The sequence below is a fragment of the Thermophagus sp. OGC60D27 genome (assembly GCF_052400625.1).
GTDB lineage: Bacteria > Bacteroidota > Bacteroidia > Bacteroidales > Marinilabiliaceae > Thermophagus.
Window position 1 is genome coordinate 288,989 of the sequence record NZ_JBQTGH010000003.1, and the last position, 22,155, is coordinate 311,143.

11 protein-coding genes are annotated in these 22,155 nt (G+C 41.0%); 5 read left to right on the forward strand and 6 right to left on the reverse strand.

Annotation, left to right across the window (positions count from 1 at the left end; all coding sequences use genetic code 11):
• Nucleotides 1–155 precede the first annotated feature (155 nt).
• The 5 genes from surE (at nt 156) to dnaN (ending at nt 6,716) form a co-directional block, all read left to right on the forward strand.
• Nucleotides 156–962: a 5'/3'-nucleotidase SurE gene (gene surE, locus ACT29H_RS05575; RefSeq protein ID WP_444820620.1), complete on the forward strand. Its 807-nt coding sequence runs from the start codon at nt 156–158 to the stop codon at nt 960–962.
• Nucleotides 963–1,040: 78 nt separating this feature from the next.
• Nucleotides 1,041–1,334 (forward strand): hypothetical protein, encoded by a 294-nt coding sequence (locus ACT29H_RS05580; protein ID WP_444820621.1) that lies wholly within the window; start codon nt 1,041–1,043, stop codon nt 1,332–1,334.
• 252 nt (nt 1,335–1,586) lie between these two features.
• Complete coding sequence (lpxB, locus tag ACT29H_RS05585) at nt 1,587–2,729, forward strand: lipid-A-disaccharide synthase (protein WP_444820622.1); 1,143 nt, start codon at nt 1,587–1,589, stop codon at nt 2,727–2,729.
• A 335-nt stretch (nt 2,730–3,064) separates the two neighbouring features.
• Nucleotides 3,065–5,455 carry a gliding motility-associated ABC transporter substrate-binding protein GldG gene (gene gldG / locus ACT29H_RS05590; protein WP_444820623.1) on the forward strand — a complete coding sequence of 797 codons (2,391 nt, stop codon included), beginning with the start codon at nt 3,065–3,067 and terminating at the stop codon, nt 5,453–5,455.
• A 133-nt stretch (nt 5,456–5,588) separates the two neighbouring features.
• Nucleotides 5,589–6,716 (forward strand): DNA polymerase III subunit beta, encoded by a 1,128-nt coding sequence (dnaN, locus tag ACT29H_RS05595; RefSeq protein ID WP_444820624.1) that lies wholly within the window; start codon nt 5,589–5,591, stop codon nt 6,714–6,716.
• A gap of 968 nt (nt 6,717–7,684) precedes the next feature.
• On the opposite strand, the gene ACT29H_RS05600 is transcribed toward dnaN, so the two are convergent.
• From ACT29H_RS05600 to ACT29H_RS05625, 6 genes are all read right to left on the reverse strand, one after another.
• Nucleotides 7,685–8,503, reverse strand: a complete 819-nt coding sequence (locus ACT29H_RS05600; RefSeq protein WP_444820625.1) for a 3-keto-disaccharide hydrolase — start codon at nt 8,501–8,503, stop codon at nt 7,685–7,687.
• A gap of 809 nt (nt 8,504–9,312) precedes the next feature.
• Complete coding sequence (locus tag ACT29H_RS05605) at nt 9,313–10,476, reverse strand: glycoside hydrolase family 43 protein (RefSeq protein ID WP_444820626.1); 1,164 nt, start codon at nt 10,474–10,476, stop codon at nt 9,313–9,315.
• A gap of 117 nt (nt 10,477–10,593) precedes the next feature.
• The gene (locus ACT29H_RS05610) at nt 10,594–12,630 is read right to left on the reverse strand and encodes a RagB/SusD family nutrient uptake outer membrane protein (RefSeq protein ID WP_444820627.1); all 2,037 of its coding nucleotides are present in this window, start codon (nt 12,628–12,630) and stop codon (nt 10,594–10,596) included.
• A 12-nt stretch (nt 12,631–12,642) separates the two neighbouring features.
• A complete protein-coding gene (locus tag ACT29H_RS05615) occupies nt 12,643–15,897 on the reverse strand; it encodes a SusC/RagA family TonB-linked outer membrane protein (RefSeq protein WP_444820628.1) in 3,255 nt (1,084 codons plus the stop codon).
• A gap of 650 nt (nt 15,898–16,547) precedes the next feature.
• Nucleotides 16,548–20,693, reverse strand: a complete 4,146-nt coding sequence (locus ACT29H_RS05620) for a two-component regulator propeller domain-containing protein (protein ID WP_444820629.1) — start codon at nt 20,691–20,693, stop codon at nt 16,548–16,550.
• A 105-nt stretch (nt 20,694–20,798) separates the two neighbouring features.
• On the reverse strand, nt 20,799–22,103 hold the full coding sequence (locus ACT29H_RS05625) for a BNR-4 repeat-containing protein (protein WP_444820630.1): 1,305 nt from the start codon (nt 22,101–22,103) through the stop codon (nt 20,799–20,801).
• Between the last annotated feature and the right edge of the window lie 52 nt (nt 22,104–22,155).

Below are 22,155 nucleotides of genomic sequence, written 5' to 3' on the forward strand. Positions count from 1 at the left end.
CGAATAATTGGTCGTTAGATTTTATTAAGCCATTGGCCGTCCCTGTTAAATCCTGATAAGATCGCCACAATACCTCACCTACATTGTTGTTTCACCATATTTCAATATCTTTGACAGGAAAAAAAGAATTAAGACAGAAATTACAAACAACAGATATGATAGAATTTGAAGAAAACCATCGTCCCTTAATTTTGGTCACCAACGACGATGGTTATGATGCTGGAGGTTTAAGTGTATTACGTGAAATAGCCACAGAATTTGGAAATGTGGTGGTGGTAGCCCCCGACGAAGCACGTTCGGGAATGTCCAATGCCATAACCGTGAAGCTTCCGCTTTTTGTCAAACAGTTAAGTCATAAAAAGGGGTTGTTCGTTTTCAAAACCAACGGAACGCCGGTGGATTGCGTTAAACTTGCCTTAAATACGCTGCTGCCACGCAAACCCGATCTGGTACTTTCCGGCATTAACCATGGCAGCAACAGTTCTTCGAGCGTTCACTACAGCGGCACCCTCGGGGCAGCCCGCGAAGGGGTCTTGAACCAGATCAACGCAATTGGCTTCTCACTGCTCGACTATGATCCCAATGCCGATTTTTCCGCAACCCGGCCCTATGTGCGGCAGATCATACATCATGTTTTACAACATGGCCTGCCCGAAGACACCTTCCTCAACGTTAACATGCCAAAAGGAAAACAATTAAAAGGGATTAAGATCTGCCGGCAGGCCAAAGGAAAATGGGGTGAAGAGTTCCTGGAAAGAGAAGACCCAAGAAAACAAAAATATTATTGGTTGACAGGGACATTTCAGAATCTGGAACCTCAGGCCACCGATACCGACGAGTATGCTCTGGCACAAGGATTTGTCTCTGTGGTTCCTTGCCATCTCGACATTACCAATCACTCCGCCATAGAGCATTTAAAGGCGCATTTTATCCCGACAAAAAGCAAGCTGGAAAATGAATAAACGCTGAATATTACAGTGGATTAATCGATTTTACCGTTATAAAAGTTGAGTAGAAACCAAAAACAGGATTTTGACATAATGTGTTGGTGTAACAAACAGATATTAGGTTTAATAACAGGTTTACTTCTTCCAATTATTTTTGGATTTCTTCTTTTCGAAGGAAGATATGATGGAGAGCTTGAATTTGGAGAATTTCTCAATAGTCTGTTCCGACTTCACAGTCTGGGAAAACTGATCAGCATCAGTGTACTGCCTAATCTCCTGGTATTTTTTATTGCCATACGTACTGAGCGGTTGCTGGCTGCACGGGGCGTGGTGTTGGCCACGGTTATTTGGGCGGTGGTTACCATGGTGGTCAGGCTTTTAATGTAAGACCACCATTCATTTTATAGCCAACCCTTTTAATTAACAATTAAATTCAATAGATCTTTGTATTTTTCTTAATGATTTGGATTTCGATTTAAGAGAATTCATTTGTCCTTGACCTAAAACAGTGAACCCATATAGCAGTTCAGGCACAAACTGCAATTTTTCAGATGATGACAATAATTTTACGGTCGATTAACATGAATTCATCCATAAGCACACAAATCCCTGCCCGTAAATCAAAAATATTTTAATACAATGAAGTATTACATTATAGCCGGTGAAGCTTCAGGTGATCTACATGCTTCCAATTTAATGAAAGAGTTAAAAGAACTGGACCGGGAAGCGGATTTTAGATATTGGGGCGGCGATTTAATGGCGGCTCAGGGCGGAACGCTGGTTCGTCACTACCGGGAAACGGCCTACATGGGCGTTTGGGAGGTATTAATCAATCTGAAATCCATATTTCGAAACCTGGATGAATGCCGGGAAGACATCCTGCGCTTTCGTCCCGATGTCGTTATTTTGGTCGATTATCCGGGCTTTAATCTGAGAATTGCCAAATTTGCCCATCACTTTGGGTTTCGGGTATTCTATTATATCTCGCCGAAAATTTGGGCCTGGAACACCAGTCGGGTCAAACGAATCAAAAAATGGGTGGACAAAATGTTCACCATATTGCCCTTCGAAACCGAATTCTTTGCCAAACACAATATCCCGGTGGCCTACTCCGGAAACCCCATTTTGGATGCCATCCACAACAGAAAAAACAAGGAGGAAACTAAAGCGGCGTTTCTCCAAAGGCTGAACCTGCCGGACCGCCCCATGGTAGCCATTCTTCCGGGGAGCCGAAAACAGGAAATTGAACGGCTTCTGCCATACATGGCAGACATGAAAAGACACTTCCCCGATCATCAGTTCATCATTGCCGGTGCGCCCTCTTTTGAAGCCGATTATTACCAACAGTTTTTCTCACCAAACGAGAGCTTCAAAGTGGTGTTTGACGAAACCTATTCTTTGCTAAAGCACGCTGCCGCTGCAATGGTGACTTCGGGAACAGCCACCCTCGAGGCGGCATTACTGAATTGCCCGCAAGTGGTCTGTTACAAAATGTGGGGAGGTGCCTTCACCCACTTCATGGCAAAAAAAATTATCATTAAAGTTCCTTACATCTCTTTGGTCAATTTAATTTCGGGAAAAGAAGTTGTAAAGGAATTGTTTCAGCAAGAAATGACGCATGAATCCCTTAAAGAAGAGCTCGAAAAAATTCTCTACGACCATTCCCTGCGCCAAAAAATGTTGTCCGATTACGACGAGCTGAGAGATATTATGGGAAAACCCGGGTGCAGCAAAATAACGGCTCAACTCATGTTGGAAAGTATGACCCAAAAGGATTCATAACATTTCTGACCAGAGATTCGCCTAACAAAAATCATTTCTTACCCGGCTTCCATCTGGATACCAAAGAAATGCCAATGCCCGGTAACGATAGGGACAAGGAACAGGGAACCTCAAAAATTATTGGTTTCATTAAGCATAATAAATTTAAAACACTGACCCAATGAAACTTGCATGACTCGATCAAATATTTTGCAGGCGCTTTTGGGGACCAACATGGTCTTGTTCGTTTCATTGGCAAACAAAAGAATTGGGAAACGATAAGTGAAAAACAAAAAGAATAATCCTTTTCCGGAAAAAGAAACAACATTGTGAATCTTTCAAATTGATAAAATCCTATGGTAGCATTGTGGAAAAAAGAGTTATTAACCTTTTTCAGTTCGCTAACGGGAGCATTGGTAATGGCCGTTTTTCTGGTTATTACCGGATTGTTCTTATGGATTGTTCCCGGCAATTTTAACATTCTCTATGGAGGATATGCCAATATTGATGCTTTATTTTTTATGGCCCCCTGGTTGTATCTCTTTCTGGTGCCGGCCATCACCATGCGATTATTTGCCGATGAAAAAAAGTCGGGGACGCTGGAATTATTATTGACTCGTCCGATAACCACAGAGCTGGTAATCCTCGGAAAATTCCTGGCCGGTTTTACCCTGGTTTTCCTTAGTTTGCTTCCCACCCTGGTATACTTTTATTCCGTATCCCGGTTAGCACAGCCAACCGGGAATATTGATACAGGAGCAATATGGGGAAGTTACCTTGGTTTGCTCTTTTTAGCCGGCGCCTATGTGGCCATTGGGGTGTTCACCTCGTCGCTGACCGAAAACCAAATTGTGGCGTTTGTACTCTCAGCCCTTTTTTCTTTTCTGTTTTACAGTGGTTTTGAAGCCTTATCCGCCGTTCCCGGACTAAACAGTTTCGATGCTTTTCTGGTGAACCTCGGTATGGATGCTCACTATCAATCCATCAGCCGCGGAGTTATCGACCTGCGGGATATTATCTATTTTTTAAGTGTCATCATTGTTTTTCTTAGCCTGACGCGCCTCACCTTTCATAAAGGCATGAGCCGTTTTCTGATAATACTGGCCGCAGCCCTGGTCATCAACACTCTGCTTTCCGACACGATAGCCAGATGGGATCTGACACACGAAAAACGATATACGCTGGCCGAAATCACCAAAGAGTATCTTTCTAATCTGGACGAACCGCTATTCGCCCACGTATATCTGGAAGGAGATTTAAACCCCGGTTTTGAACGATTAGCACGTTCGGTAAAAGAAAAGCTGGACGAGTTTCACGTCTATGCCAAGAAAAATATAGATTATCAGTTTGTAAACCCTGAAAAGAAAAGCCCGGAAGCCCAAATAGCGCTTGACCGACTAAAAAACCATGACCTTAGTCCGGTGCCGGTTTACGAAGCCAAAGAAGACGGAACCCGGAAAAGAACGCTGGTTTATCCCTATCTGGTATGGCAAAAAGACAGCCTGGAAATAGCTGTCAACCTTCTGGAAAATATTCCCGGACAATCCGGCGCCGAAAATCTTAATGCCTCTGCCGAAGCACTGGAATATAAACTCACTGATGCCATGCGGCGACTCACCACGAAAGAAAAGCGAAAGATTGCGTTCCTGGAAGGTCATGGCGAATTGGAGGAACTGGATGTGATCGATATCACCGATGAACTTTCCAAATATTATCAGGTAGACAGAGGCAACCCCGGGGGAAATCCCGAGATGCTTCAACCCTACGAAGCACTCATCATCGCACGACCAACTCAGCGCTTTTCCGAAACCGAAAAATTTGCCATCGATCAATATATCATGCAGGGAGGAAGAGTGTTATGGCTCATCGATCCCATTCATGCGAGTCTGGACAGCTTACGCCGCGCCTCACAAACCGTGGGGCTTCCCTTCGATCTCAATCTGGACGACCTACTGTTCCGATATGGTTTTCGGATCAATGCCAATTTGGTACAGGATGTTCAGTCGAGTCTGATACCGGTCAATGTGGCCCCTCCGGGAGAGACTTCACGTTTTGTTGCCATGCCATGGATTTTTAACCCTCTTCTCAACACCAATAGCCTGCATCCGGTGACGCGAAACGTAGCACCAATAAAAACGGAGTTCATCAGTAGCATAGACACCGTTGGCGAAGACCTTCAAACCGAGACGGTATTGCTTTTACGGACCGGAAGACACTCCCGATTAATGCCCAGCCCTGTCTATATCTCACTGGCTCAGGTGCAGGAACAACCCAGACGGGAAAGCTTTCCACAATCTTATATTCCGGTGGCCTATGCTGCCGAGGGGCGATTCCAGTCAGTATTTACCCATCGATCTATTCCTCCCGACTCTAATTTCCCGCCCGAAAAACGTCGCAACCTGAGTGAGCCCACAAAAATGATCGTGGTGGCCGACGGCGACATCATCAAAAATGAGGTACGTCGACGTGAAACCAATAACCCGCGAATTGTTCCACTGGGATTTGATGAAACCACCAATCAGACTTTTGGAAATAAACAATTTATTCTCAATGCCATCAATTATTTGACCGACAACCAAGGATGGATGATGCTGAGAGGTCGAAGCTTTCAGTTAAGACTCCTGGACCGCGACAAGGTGGCCAATGAATCGCTTTACTGGAAATGGCTCAATCTGGGGATCCCCCTGCTTTGGGTGCTAATTGTAGGAATTTTGATTCCTTTGATTCGAAAATGGCGGTTTGGATGAAGAAAAAATCAAATTATCAATAGATTTTTCAACCGGTAGCCTTTTATAATGGTATCATTTTTTCGTATATTCGGCTTTTATTTCGACTTATTATTGTATTAAATTTTGATTAACACTAAAAAAGATAGAAACAATGAAATTTGTCGTCTCCAGTTCTAGACTTCTATCACACTTACAGGCTATTAGCAGGGCTATTGCCTCAAAAAGTCCAATGCCGATCCTGGATAACTTTTTGTTCAATCTTGAAGGACAAAAGCTAACCATTACGGCTTCCGACACAGAAGTGACCATGATCACCTCTATGGATCTTGAAAGCACGGAAGGTGAAGGAGCCATCGCTCTGCCCTCCAAAATCTTATTGGAAACATTAAAAAAATTTCCCGAACAACCCCTCAACTTTGAAATCGATCTGGAAACGCTGGCCGTTAACATTGTTACTGAAAAAGGGAAATTTAGTGTGGTTGGACAAAACGGAGAAGATTTCCCCACCCTGCCCGAATTGAACGAAGAAAAGGCCAGTAAATTGCAATTACCGGCAGATACCTTGATGACTGGCATTTTAAAAACCCTCTTTGCCACGGCAGACGATGAGTTAAGACCGGTCATGAATGGCATCTTGTTTGAATTCACGCCCGACCACATGACGTTTGTGGCATCCGATTCTCATAAATTGGTGAGATATCAACGACTGGATGTAAAAACCGACAACGAGGCGTCTTTCATTTTGCCCAAAAAACCGGCAGGCTTATTAAAAAATGTTCTTCCTAAAGAAGAAGGAGATGTCGCCATTTCCTTTGACGACCAAAATGCGTTCTTCGAAATGGAAAATTATCGACTGGTCTGTCGACTGGTGGAAGGCAATTATCCCAGCTACAGTGCAGTCATCCCGCAAAATAATCCCAACAAAGTGGTGATTGATCGGGTTGATCTCTTTAACACACTGGGACGGGTTTCTCTCTTTGCAAGCCAGGCCAGTAACTTGGTAAAACTGCACCTCGCTTCCAACGAAATAATCGTTTCGGCTCAGGATATCGACTTTTCAATCTCGGCATTTGAGAAATTATCTTGTCAATATGAAGGTGAGGAAATGGAGATCGGTTTCAAAAGCTCTTTCCTTGTTGACATTCTTGAGAACCTCTCTTCGTCCGACATTGTCGTAGAACTTTCTGATCCGGCAAGAGCGGCCATTTTCGTACCGTTCGACAAAAACGATAATGAAGATGAGCTGATGCTCCTCATGCCCATGATGATCAATGCATAATCTATTTTTTCAATGTTTCCTGAAGCACCATTACCGGATGAATCTAGGACTTAATACCGTTGTCAAGAAAAACCGCTTCCGGTAAAACGACATGGAAATTAATAGTTATAAAAAGAAATCGTACCTATTTGAAAAGCCCGGATTGTTTCCCATAATAAAGGAATAACAATCGGGCTTTTTTATATTGACCATAAAAGGACTGCGGGATAATAATTAAAACGATAAATCCAGGTAAGCATTCAGTCCGCACCACTAGTAAACCCCTCTTATCCTCCACCCAATTTATTGATTAAAGGCATGAATGGACTGAAAGCAGTGCCAATTTAATCAGGAGAAGTGTACGATTCAATGGAAGCTTTCACGACCTAAACTTTTTCACTCAACAGCGGCATTTTTTAATCTGCCAAAACCATTTTCTTAGTCGCAAAATGTTAATTGAATCGCGCAAAGGCAACTTTTTAACGCCACAACTGACAAGATTTCAGTTGAGAAGCGTCTTTTTCACTCAACAACCGACAGGATTTCAGTTGCAACTTATCTTCTTTACTCGCCAACTGACACATTTTCAGTTTCAATTCAACTATTTCACTCCGCAACTGACAGGATTTCAGTTACCACCCATTTTCTTTACTCGCCGACTGACACATTTTCAGTTTCGATTCAACATTTTTACTCCGCAACTGACAGGATTTCAGTCGAACGTCTACTTTTTCACTCGTCAAGCTCCTTGTTCCACTTTTCTGCTCCCTTTTTAAATTGGCCTCCCTCTTTTTCTCAGTTTTAGAACGTCGACGCCAACAACAACAATACATTTTTTTGATTCAGAGATTTTATTTTCCTGCAGACCAATGCATTTTTCTATTCACCCGACTCTTGATCCACCCCACCGTTACCCATCCTCTATATCCAAAAGGATCGCTTTCAATTAAAAATGGATTTTAAGGAATTGCAAGAAAGGCAACGGCATTCTACTCTAACACTTTAATTCTAATATTCCTAAACCACACATCATCCCCGTGATCCTGAAGGCCAATGTAACCCATTTGTTCCTCTCCACCGGCATGAATGATTTCACGCCAACCTTTAAATTTACTATTCTCAATCATCTCGTTCCACTCGGGAGTCCATAAATGATAGGCCAACACCACTTTGCCGTTTTGTTGATGCACAACAGAGCCATTATTTACGATAATAGCCCCCGTATTCCATTGGCCCCACTCTTTACTATTCTGAGGCTTCGCAGGTATTAAATCGTAGAGAGAAGCCGATTGTCTGTTTCCATCCTTCCCCAATTGCGCGTCCAAGTGGTTTAAATTATCCAATATCTGATACTCCGGAGCGGTTCGCCAGATGGGGGTATTCGCCAATTCACGAGCCAGATAAAACACACCGCTGTTGGCGCCCTTCGACACTTTCCACTCGAATCTTAATTCGAAGTTCTTGAACGGCTCATCAAAAATTAGATCCCCTCTGGTTTTGTATTCCCGACCATTGTGATTCTTCCCATTGATTTTTATGGCATGGTTTTCAATCGTCCACGCATCCGGAACGGATTCCGAATTATACCCCCGCCAGCCCTCAAAATTCTCTCCGTTAAAGAGCCATCTCCAACCATTCGCCTTTTCGGTTTCCGACAAGACGTTTATCGATAAACCAGCCTCTTCCACCATCCCGTTGGATTTGGCTTCAGTTGATTTACCCGACTTTTCTATTCCTCTGGTACCACAGGACCCCAAAAGAGATAAAAGACCTACAACCAGAATGTAAGCGGTTCCGTTTCTTTTCATATTTATATTTGCCTCCTATTTTAATGAATCTAAAATAATAAACTTTTGGCCGATCCCTCCAAATTCACGAAACTATTCAACCTTATTTCTACAAACCGCGGTCTCATTGCACAACTACCCCTGATTGTATTTTTTTAATCAACGAAAACTAGAATTGTTAGGCTTCCATCACAAAAAAACAATAAAAACCGATAAATTTTCAGGCCAACCCAAAACACCAACCTGAACAGTCATTCCACCATTCTTGGTTAAGTTTCTGAAAGCATACTCACAAAACACAATTGGGAAAGGAAAAAAGAAAAAGTTTAAAAAATGAAAGACGGCACAACCCCCGACCACCAGATCGGTCCATGTTTCCCCGGTTTAAAGCCGGAACGGATGAAACCAACATAACCAGCAAAGTTTTTCACAACAAGAATATGGATAAACGAATGTCATGCAAGTTCTATCCGGCCAATGGATGAACCAATTTTTATACTGCTGAAAGGAATGAGGCACATGGTATTTGCCGGGGAATTGAACCAGGCTATCGGAGATAGCCCATATCATCGAAAACAAATTCCATCATCACCAAGGACAAGAGCGGTTTGCTTTCTTTAAGGAGATAAAGAATTGGGAAGTTGCCGGAAATTTAGATTTCGCATTAAGGTTGAAACGAATTATTGATCTAACCATCTCTGTTCAAATAGAAAATACAATATCACTTTCACCCTACATTCTTTCTCAAAAGAAGTCATTGTCCATCTACCACCCTACTTAACTGATTCAGACCCTATTTCAAAGAATTGGAGGATGAAAGTGATTATTTTTTAGAATTCAGACAAATCCCATTCATTTTGCCATCTGATAATCGGCTTATCTCCTTCGAATCTTATCGGAAGCCAGACATAACGACCATCAATAGGATTCTCCGGGACCCACCTGTCTCCCATAAAAATGTAGGCATCTTTACGATCCTTCAGGGGAAGCACAAAAGTACTTTGAGCATGAAAAGTCAGTTCTGCATCATTCCCCACACAAGGATTTCCCAGTGGTTGCCATGGGCCCCATATCGATTCCGCAACGAATAAACGTGCTGCATTGGGTTTCCACCCGGTACAGCCTGACGCCAGCAAATAATATTTGTTATGGCGTTTAAACATTGCCGGTGCTTCATTGTGTCCCCCGGGAAGAATTCTCGTCCATTTTTCGGTAAAGCTGGTATAGTCATCGGAAAGTTCAGAGATATGCAATGTCAGATTTTCTTCAGATGCATGAATGTGATAGGCAGTACCATCATCATCTACAAAAACGGTCATATCTCTTGACATTTGTCCCTTTTCAAAGTCTCGTTTGACAAAGAGCCCCAACTTCACAGCCTCCATCCACTCAGGGGTCCACCATTTTAAATCCTGCCGAAAGCGCATATTAGAAAGATCTTCATGACCATTCATTGGCCAAACTCCAGCATTGGGACGATAGGATCGCAGATACTGATAAGGGCCCGTAACACGATCACTAACAGCTACTGCCGTTCGGGCAGCACGGTAGCCTTGTCCTTTCAATTCTAGATGAAACCACATTACAAATTTTCCTGATTTCTCATTATAAATAACCTTTGGACGTTCCATCACAGATCCTTTTACGATTTCCGAGTTCGTATCGTCTTCCACCGCCAAAGCAACTCCTTCGTTTTTCCAATTATACAGATCTTTGGAAGAATAACATCTGATCCCCACAAGGGCAGTATTGCCACCTCTCCCGGCTGTTTTGTGCTCTCCAAACCAATAGTAAACACCCTCATGCAACAAGATTCCTCCCCCATGCGCATTAATGTGGACGCTATCCGTATCGAACCATCTCTGGCCGGGAAGAAAGGAGCGGTTGATTGTAGACACCTCTTTTTCCTTTATCCATCCACATCCTGCAAAACCGAAAACAGCCATCCACCAAGGAAGAAAAATCAGAGCCGCTATAGTAATCGTTTTTATCATTTTCATTTTCGGATACAAAATAAATTGGGCAAATGTATTTATAATAAAAGAAGGCATCCAAAAAATAGATATAGCCTAACCTTTTGGATACCTTCAACATTATTTAAAAAAAACTACCTAATTACCGGCTCCCTGACCAGCAACTGTTGACCACCCAGGATTCTGATAAATGGGTGAAGTTGAAATGGTCTGGCCATCCTCTGCCGTAATCAGGAAATGCTGTACGGCAATAGGTTCCAGATAATGAGCCTCAGTAAAATTAAGTCCATCATAATAATTGTTGTTGGACTGCACAATCTGATAGGGTCTCAAATATTCACTTAATGAAGGAGAAGAAACGGTATTATCTTTCTCATCAGCTTGATCTGCCAATAAAATGCCAGCCGCATAATCATTCTGCATTGGTCCCCAAATTTTGCAACCTTCAATCTGAAAACCGTTAAGTTGATCCATGGCTCTCCAACGTAACAAATCATAATAACGTTGTCCTTCACCAATTAATTCATTCCGTCGTTCACGCCTGATATTGTAAAGGGTCTCATCCACAAGTTGACCATGAGAATAGGCTCCCCAGTCATTTTTAGCTTCTTCTGTCATAACGGTATGACTGATCGTTGTGGTATAATCCTCATTAATTCCTGCACGGACCCGAATCGCTCTCCAATATTGATCCGCTTTTGCATCCACAAAACCATTTTTCTCATAACTGGCTTCCATGTAAATCAAATAAGCCTCTGCAGCTCTGAAAATTACGGGTGCCGTAATATCTTGTCCCAGAATTTGCATATTATAATCCAAGGCATATCCTTTTCCAAGAATATATCCGGTAGAGGTTGAATACTTCCCATCAGAACTGTAAACCATCGGAGCTGTTTCAAATGTTTCGGGGGCTTCAATGTTCTCAAAGGCTTTTACTTCACCCGGTGCTTTCATAAACAGTCGCCATCTGCTATCTCTGCCTATTTTGGTATCCTGAATATAATCATCACCGGCATATCCGCTTGCAGAGTCGTAAATCGGTAAACCGTTGGCCATAAGAAAAGATTGTTCCATTTGATGCGTATAACCTTTCTGAGCACCGTAGTAAATATAGTGATTGAAACTGTGTGCTCTTCCCAGACTAACATTATACTCCCTATACATCAGAACTTCAGGATAGGCAGAAGGATCTGGTGTTGCAAACATATTGTAGTAATGGTTAACCGGCTGTGCCGCATTCTCTCTAACAACCTGATTGTTATCAACCAATGGAATTGCATCAGCAATTTCGGAAGAGGCCTCCATCGCTTCATCAAGAAAAAAATCGATCTCACCTTGCAAACTTCCAGAGGGGAAAGTATATCCACTATTATAATCCTTTTCGGCTCCAGGCCATCCCGGTCCGTTTGGAACCAAGGGAGTACCGGCATGATATTTTAGCCAGGTGGCTTCAAAAAGTGCCACGCGAGCTTTTAATAGGATGGCAGCATTACGCGTGATACGGGTTTTTCCACCATTGGGATTATTGGAAAGCAAATCAATAGCTTTGTCCAGATCTTCCAAAATGAAACGAGCCACCTCATTTCTGGGACGACGCTTCGAAGCTTCTGTGAGCACTTCCTGATCGTCCGGCAAAGTTTCAGTGACAATCGGAAAATCACCCAATTTTCTTAATCGATAGAAGTATTCATGAGCCCTCAAGAAGTACCCTTCTCCAACATAATGTTTGATATTTTCCTTATTACCACTAAGTTCTCCATTTTCATATCGAGGAACTACCGTTTCAAGATAATAATTCAAAGCATAGATATTGGAAAAATTCCATTTTCCTCCTGATGCAGGAACAGTCCACAACCCCGGAACATATCTACTGCTTGAACTTCTGGTGGTGGCATTATCCGTTGCGAGATCATTAAAATAAAACGATTCTCCGCCACTCCCAAAATGGCTGGGGAGCATCCCTCCTTTATCGTCACTTCCTTCACTGTAATTGGAATAATCTGCATAATATTTGATGGTGTAGGCTGCCAGTTGAGCTTCTTCCCACAGATACTTCTCAGGAGTAACATTGGATGGAGGTGTCACATCCAATTGATCATCACAACTTGTCAATAAAAGAGCAGACGTTCCTATTGCAAGCGTAATTTTTGCAAAATTATATTTAATTCTCATCATAATAATTGCGTTTTAAAAGTTCACACTTAAACCAAAACTATAGACTGTGGAAAGTGGATAGACTGTACCACCTTGTTTTCCAATACCCGCCGTTTCCGGATCCATCGTTTTAGTTAAATCAGTTATGGTCAGCAAATTTTCACCCGAAACATAAATTCTTAGGTTTTCCAACGAAATACGATTAATCAGAACTTTCGGGAAAGTATATCCTAATTGCAGGTTTTTCAATCTCATGTATGATGCATCCTGCAAATACATAGTCTGAGTTTTATGGTTTTTGTTATTAAATAACGGACGCGGATAGTAGGCATCAGTGTTCAGTCCTAATGGATGATTTGGGTCATCCCGGAAATAATCAAGGTGTTCTGTAAAGGCCGTTGACCACCATTGACCACTTCCTGTGGCACCCCAGAAAACCATACTGTTTTCTCCCGGATAAAAATCACGTTTTAAAACGCCTTGCCAAAACATTTGCATATCGAAACCTTTCCATTCGGCATCAATAGTTATCCCGGTTAGATATCTTGGTGTATTGTTCCCTATCTTTTTAAGGTCGCCCATATCGTAAATGGTGTTTTCACCATTATTAATTTTACCGTCATTATTAATATCTGCATACATAATGTCACCTGCGGCCCAGTTACTTCCCAGTGCATCCTGACCGCCATTGGGTAAAGATTCCAAGTGCTGTTGCATTTCCTCATCCGTCTTAGCGATACCAATGGTTGTATAACCGTAGATATTGCCGATATAATCGCCTTCCCTATATTTACTCAAACTACCCGTTGGGTTACCATACTTCAAAATCTTTGTTCTGGAATCAGCAATACTCAACCTTGCTCCATACTTCAACTCTCCTATTTGATCTCTCCAAGACATTTCAAGTTCCCAGCCCAAAGTTTTTAGGTCGGTATTATTGGTTCTGGGCACATCTGTTCCAAGAATTGCCGGGAGTTCAATACCCGGTCCTACCATATCTTTAGTTCTCCTCTCGAAGTAGTCAAATGAACCCGTTAACCGATTTCTCAATGCCCCAAAATCAACTCCGATATTAGTGGTCTGAATTTTTTCCCATGTCAACCATGAAGAAATTAAGCCAGGAGCCGATGCAGTATTGGCCTTGGCACCATTCACAATCCAGTATCCATCAGCAGAACCGGTTGGCAGTTTTTGATAAGTTGGGTACCAGCTTTCTGTATTTTGATTTGCCAATTCTCCGTAAGATGCCCTCAACTTAAAAGTACCAATGATATCTTCCAGATTTCCCCAGAAATCTTCACGTGCGATATTCCAACCCAATGAAGCGGAAGGGGTCCATGCCCAGCGTTTTTCAGCCCGAAATCGAGAGGAACCATCATATCTTAAATTAAATTCAGCAAGATATTTACCATTGAAATCGTAATTCAACCGGCCAAAAAAACCAGCGGTCTTCCATTCCTGATATTGTCCGCTAATAGACATATTGTCGTTATCGGTCGTCAAATTCAAAATCGGCAAGTCAGTAGTAATCATATCTGTACGTTGTCCGCTCAAATCTCTGTACTTCATTTGTTCATACTGAAACCCCAATATTCCTGCAAAATGGTGTCCACCTATTTGCTTTGAATAATTAGTGTAAATATTAGGATTTAAGAATGTGGATTTATAAGAGTATTCATAAACCTGATCATTATTGGGACTGGTAAGTGCCTTATAGGTATTTTCAGGATTGTCTGCATAGTGAGAATAGACTCTTTTTTGATCCCAGTGCGTCCAGTTATTACGGGTTCTAACATTCATTTCACCAATAATATTCCAATCTTTAAGAGGGGTCAAAGTTGTTTTTACCTGTTGATACAAATCATCCTTCTGATCTTTATGACGACCCCCTTCCGACATGGTAAGTATGTAATTAATGTCGGCCATATAATAGCCATTAGGATCTTTTTTTGCTCTTACCGGACGAGCCCTACGTAGAATATGATCATAAAATCCTTCATTCATATTGGTTGGACGTGCATACTCCGTACGAATAAACCGGCTAGAATAATCCACTTTGAGAATTTCAGTTAATTGAGCAGAGATTTTACCTGTTAACGAATATCTGTCATATCCTTCCGTTCCATATCTCATGAAACCCTCTTCCGTCATATAATTCGTGGATAGATAATAAGTAAAATCGGAATTTCCTCCACTGATGCTAAAATTGTGTTCCTGAGAAGGCGACCATTTTTTATAATATTCATCCAACCAGTCGACGTTGGCATAGGTATAGTCATAGTTCCATTTTCCACCACTACCAACATATGCCACATCGTTTGGATCTAACTCTCCATCATAATATTGCTTAACCAGTTGTTTATATTCCTCACTATATAGATGTGAGTTAGAAACATTAAAATTGGCATCATCATAAAAGTTTACAAACTCCCAGGAGCTTTGCATATCAGGCATCATGACCGGGGTTTTGTATCGAAAACTGTTATTGTAGTTAATGACAGTTTTCCCCTCTTTTCCGCTCTTGGTTGTAATAAGAACAACTCCGAAAGGCGCCCGCGATCCATAAATGGATGAGGCGGCAGCATCTTTCAATACCGATATACTCTCAATATCTTGTGGATTGATGGTATTTATATCGCCCTCCATACCATCAATCAGGATCAAAGGATCTCCTTTTGATCCATCGCCGATGGTCCCTGTTCCTCTGATATTAATCGTTTTTGTAGCATCCAGTTCACCCCCGACACCACTATTATAGATATTAAGTCCAGGAATAACCCCCTGCAACGCGAGCACAGTGTTCGAGACCGGCCTTTCCTCCAAATCTTCTGCAGAAGCAGTTGCAACCGCACCAGTAACATTGATCTTTTTTTGGGTACCAAACCCCACTACAACAATCTCGTCCAAAGAAGAAGTGGTTGGCTCTAAAGACACATCAATAACAGACTGCCCGCCAACAACTATTTCCTGTGTTTCATAACCGATAAAAGAAAACACCAGCACAGGATTCTCAGCCCCTGCAATATCCAGTACGTAACGACCGTCAACATCAGTGATGGTCCCCAATGTAGATCCTTTCACTACAATATTGACCCCCGGAACCGGATTCCCCATTTCGTCTGTGATCGTTCCACTAACTTGCGCCACCCCTTGAGGCACATTGGCATGAGAAATTGCTGTGATTGAAAAAGCAAAAAGAAATGTCAACAACAATAATGGCACCATATGGAAATGACCCCTAATAAGGCGCCCTATTATTTTCTCAGGATATAATTTAAATATTTTCATACCTAAAATTTTATTTTAACAGATGAAGAAAATTGGCTAATTCAATTTCCGGACATATCAATACCGCATGGCACTAATAACCGCACACTCAATTCAATTCATCTACATAATTGATTAATAGCTTTTAAACGAAGTAAGCTTTGTCAATAATTAAGGGATTTTGGCAGCCCCCATATAGCTGAAATATTCTTAGTCCATCAAATTGGCACTAAGGCAAGTCCCCTTTGAAGAAATTGTCGTTTCAGTGTTCTTTCCATAGCTAAAATCTTAATTGTTAAACTCATTAAACCAATTCACAATGCATTTTTTAATACACACTCAATGTTTGTTTACAAATCCTAAACAATGTCAAAACTACGGAAAGAGCTACCACAACTATTTCAAAAACCCAACATATGCTATCACTATTTCACATTCGATGTAAATAATTAAAAAAACAATGCAATTTTTTCGAAAAAACAGAAACAACAGACCACATACATAGCTATAATACAACTACATAACAAAACAATACAGATTTATTAACACTCCCATCCAACAATAAAAAAGCCACCTGAACACTCTTAAAATGAGCAGGTGGCATAAAACGACAAATAACTCTGTATAAACTACTTAATAGAAAACAGAAATTTCATTATAAAAGTAGCGCACTATTCCTTTATCTTCTTATTCTCAAACAATTTAACATATTCGGACGGAGTACAATTGTATTGCTCTTTAAAACATCTGGAGAAATAGGACGGACTGGAAAAACCAACCATATAAATTATTTCCGAAATTGATCTTTTGTTTTGCGCCAATAGACTGGCCGCAATTTTCAATCGTTGAACCCTTATGAATTCTTTTGCAGTAAATCCTGTTAACGCTTTAATTTTTCGATAGGTTTGATTGGGAGTAAGAGACAATTTTTCACTCAACTTTTCGACATCCAAGTCAGGGTCGTCCACATTTTCGTCAATAACCTTAACTGCTTTCTTCAAAAACTCTTCGTCCAGAGATGACAGGGTTATTTTTTCCGGTTCCAGAAGTCTAGAAGCCATAAATTTCTCTCTGTTTTCACCTCTTGTTTTAATAATATTTATCACCTTCAAACGAAGAGATGCCATATTAAAAGGCTTGTAAATGTAATCGACAGCCCCCAGACGCAGTCCCTCCAATTCATCTTCGCGTAAGGTTTTGGCCGTAAGAAAAATCAACGGAATATGAGACGTTTCCAGATCGCTGCGTAACAAACGTGCCAATTCAAACCCATCCATACCAGGCATCATCACATCGGAGATAATGATATCAGGAGCGTTTTTACGGGCTAAATCAAAGGCTTCTTTTCCGTTCATTGCCGTAGAAATATTGAAATGCTCGGATAACCCTTCCTTGATAAAGTTGCTCATATCAATATCATCCTCCACCAAAAGCACCTCAGTCGTTGGTTCATTAGAGTGTATTGATTCTCTATCCTGGTTCTTTACTTCCACAGCATCAACATCCTCCTTTTTAACGGGTAAAATGAATGCTGCTTCATTGTCTACAGAAGTATTAGTTCCCAATCCCCGACTTTCAGTCTTAGTCAAATCCATGGGAATAAAGATCCTGAAACAACTCCCTACACCGGGTTCACTATCAACTTCAATTGTTCCACCGTGTTGTTCAACAAATATCTTTGACAAATAGAGCCCAATGCCACCAGTGGTTTGTGTGCCTTTTTTAGGAATTTGATAAAAACTCTCAAAGATCCGATCCTGCTGATCGACAGAGATGCCAATACCATTATCTTTTACCTCGACAAAAAAGGAATTTGTCCTTTCTTCCTTTCTTTCTAAAATCCCGGCCTTCAGCGAAATCTCTGCACGATCATCTGAATATTTAAATGCATTGGATAAAAGGTTATAAAGCACCTTTTCTATTTTATCACGATCGATCCATGCAAAAATTTCTGAAGGATCAAATTCAACAGAAAAATTGATTTTTCTTGATCGGGCCATGGAACGGAATGTTTCATGCATTTCCGTTAAAATGTTAACGACATTCACTTTTTGAAGCGACAGTTCCATTTTCCCCTCTTCTACTTTTCTGAATTCCATGAGCTGATTAACCAAACGTAACAATTTCTCAGTATTACGTTTTATTCGCTCTATGGACTTTCGTGTCTGAGAAGACAAGTCGGCGTTTTGGAGCAGTTCTTCAGATGGTCCCAAAATAAGAGTTAACGGTGTCCTAAACTCATGGGTGATATTGGTAAAGAAATTCATTTTGTGCTGGTATACCTCACGATCCTTTTCATGATGCACCTTAGCAAGCAAAAGACGACTTTTTACCTGCGCTTTTATTATGGAATATTGATTAAAAAAATAAAGCAGCCCCACGAGTACCAAGGCATAAATAACATAAGCCCACGGTGTCAGCCACAAAGGAGGAGTAATTATTACATTCAACGTTGCAGGATTTGGACTTTCTGCTCCCAAACTATTTTTGGCTTTTACTTTTAACAGGTATCTGCCGGGAGGAACATTTGTATAGGTGGCAGTGTTCCTTCCTCCCACATCATTCCATGCTTTGTCAAACCCCTCTAATATATATGAATAGGAATTCTTGTCAGGACTTTTGTAATCCATCGCCGAAAAAGCAAAAGTAAAGACCCTGTCTTTATAGGACAAAACAAGAGTATCTGAATAAGTAATGCTATTGATCTGCATGTCCTGATGCCCCATCTTCATCACATCATTAATACTTTTATTAAAAACGAGAAGATCCGTAATCCTGATCTCAGGGGGGCGCGAATGGCTGTTTAAATCATCCTCATCAAAAACCACAAATCCATGTCTTCCCCCCAGCAACAATTTTCCTCGAGCATCTCTGAAAGCTGAGTTTCTCTCAATACCCAGATGCAAATATTCTTTCATATAATATTCGTCGACAATTTCCTCTCTCGAATAGTCAAACCTGACCAATACATCATAAAACCCTATTAACAATTGAGAACTGTCGCCTTCAAGAATATTCATAACCAAGGAACTGCTCAAATTATTGATGTCCGGAAACCTTTTAAATGAAATGAATCGTTCGCCATCCGGCTTAATTTCTTCAAGCAATTTGTTCAGCCCAGTATTGGTGCCAATCCAAAGATTCCCCTTATCATCTTCATGCAGACAATTGACCACATTGTCGTTGATAGAATTCTCCTCCTTGCTGGCATAAAAACTTTGAAACTCCTTTTTTATCGGGTCAAATCGACTTAATCCTTTTTGTGTGGCAATCCACACGATGCCCCGACGATCTTCCAATATATCCCGAATATTGTTGTCGGCCAACTCAGTTTCGGCAGCTAAATAATTTTCAATACTAACGACCTTTCCGTCTGCCATTCTAACCATTGAAAATCCATTCTGCATAGTCCCCAGCCATACTATATCGGGAAATTTTTTAGACGGATGCAAACAATTAACCTTATTCCCGGAAATTTTAGGAGAGGTTTGGCTGTTAAAAAACTGAAATGAATTGGGCTTTTCTTTGGCCAGGGCATCGTTCGAATAAAAAAGAAGACCTGCATCGTCGGTACCCACCCAAAGACCTGATTGGGTAGAACAGAGGGAAAGGACCAAATTGGATTTAAACAAATAACCGTTAAAACGATATTCCAAATTGGTAATTTTCCGATCACCTAAATATTGATCTCCCTCATAATTAAAAGATGTTAGTCCATCTGAACACCCTACCCACAGCTGATTTTCGCTCGTACTGGAGAATGCTTTAACAATGCTAAGTTCAGAGTTGGTTGTTCCCGTACCTAAAGTCGAATAAAAACTCATGCCGTTCTTAACCACAGATGCCTTATTTATTTTAGCACTACCTACCCATAAAACACCTGAGCGATCAACATACAGAGCAGTAATGTTATTGTCAGAAATAGCATAAGGATCCGATGCATCACTTCGGAAATTAACAAACCTTGCACTTGAAGGGGGCTGGTTTTGCTCACTCCTTTCAAGTAATGAAATACCTGCGTTCCATGTACCGATCCATAAGTCTCCAAATTGATCATAAAACAAACGATAAACATCATTGGAACTTATACTTCCTTCTCTTTCATCGGCTTGATAGTGTTGAAACCGAATACTGTCCATATCAAAATGAGCTATCATTTTGCAGACTCCGCCCCCCCAAGTACCAATCCATAAGTCGCCCTGATCAGAAGTTTCCAGTTGAGTAATGACGTGATGAGGCACAGAACGTGATGGATTCACCGCATCAGGCAAATATCGTTTAAACGATTTGCTTTCGGCATTCAACTTGACAAGCCCCCGGTAGGTTGCTACCCAAAACTCATTCCTATGAACCTCTAAAATATCACTTATAACATCATTGGGCAGATAAGATATACGTTGACCACTTTTCGGCTTAAACATGAAAAGACCATTACTCCACGTCCCGACCCAAATATTAAATTGTGAATCTTCATAAAGAGATATGATGCGACTTCCAAAATCAAAGACTTCAATTTTTCCTGTAACGGGATTAAGTTTATTCAATCCGTCTGAAGTACCTATCCAAATGTTTCCATCATGGTCTTCCAGAAGCGACACCACTTCTTTATTGCTCAAACCATTTGGATTATTAATTCCCGAGGTATAAATCTCACACTCATACCCATCGAAACGAGTAAGCCCGTTCCAGGTCCCGACCCATATAAAACCTTTGCGATCCTGGATAATTACATTGGCCTTACTTCCACTAAAACCATCCTCTATGGAATAAGAATCAAAATATATGTTTTTCTGCGAATAGCTTTTCGCACAAAACATGATTGAAATCATCAACAAAACAAATCCCCGCCTCATAATATCTATCGATAAATTATCCACTTCTCAAAGAAACAAGTTAATCCCGAAAAACCCTTTGCTTGGCAATTAATAATTGGCTATTTTGATTTTGGAATAAAAATTTGTGTAATGAATATACTTTTCATTTTCCATCCATAGCACAAAAGAATCATTATCATCACCACCCCATGGCACAACCGGACGAACCTGATCATAATTGGAATTTTGAGTGATTGCTGAATGCCTCCATTCGTTATTTTCAGTCTTATACCATTTCTCGATTTCAAAAATTCCATTCACTTCGCGAGATAAAAAAACCGTCGAAACATCTCCTTGGCGAATAGCGAGTCCGCCGGAATAGTGAGGTTCACGCTCCTTTTTACCTGCCTGCGTCTGCGGAAACCATTTGCCGGAATGACAAAGTTCATCATCATCCCAGCTTCGACCATTGTATCTAGCATAGTGATAGATATGATCCTCTTCAGACGGATATCTTGCATAAGCAATAACAGGATATCCTTTTTCATCAGCTTTGATGTCGTAGACCCAAGCTCTTCCGTGCTTTGAATTTCCCTGATAGACCAAAGTGGCGTCACTTGGTTCGAAAGGCAAACTATCGATAGAACAAATCAATGATCCATCCACCCTATAAAATCCACCATCTTCATAGTAGGCATAATAAATGCTGTTGGAAGGCTCCTTACGAGGATGACCATCGGTAAAAGCCATATGAATCCGTTTTTCCCCATCAGAAAAATACTTCACATAAGGTCTATTTCCCGGATCAAACGGCTGAGGACAAACAACCACCCTGCTCTTACTCCAACTTTCACCCTGATTATCACTCCATATCATCACCGGTTTAAAACCCATCCAACGGCCAAAAAGAAATATACGATTATTCTCCTTGGAAAGCATGAATGGATTGGCATACGTGTATCGTGGTGCGCCATATTGAGCTTCTTCTTTTTCATTTTTGATCTCAATCTTCCGAGGTTTTTCCCACGTCTTAATATCACCCGGATGTTTCGTTTTTGCCATATAGAGATCCTGATTATGGTGACGGGTATAGAAAGAAAGAATTTTGCCATCAGGGAGTTCCAGAAATGCAGGATTATTATGATCATCAAATTCCAATTGAGGATGAATTACACCTTTTTCTATTTTCCCATCTTGTTGATCATAAGCAAAAGCCACAATGGAACCATCCGATGATACTCCACCTCCTATTATCTTTGATTCTCCCAAAAACGCCAACTGAATGGAACGTGGATCTGAAAACCAGCACCATGCAGCGTCGTTTTCAAGGATTTGAATATTACTTTCACTGACCCGACAACCATAACCAAAAAACAACAATAAACCAATCAGTAAATTATAACCTTTTTTCATCAGTAAAAATTTTTGTTAAAGGGGATCTGCTTGGCCTTCGTTTACATCCATT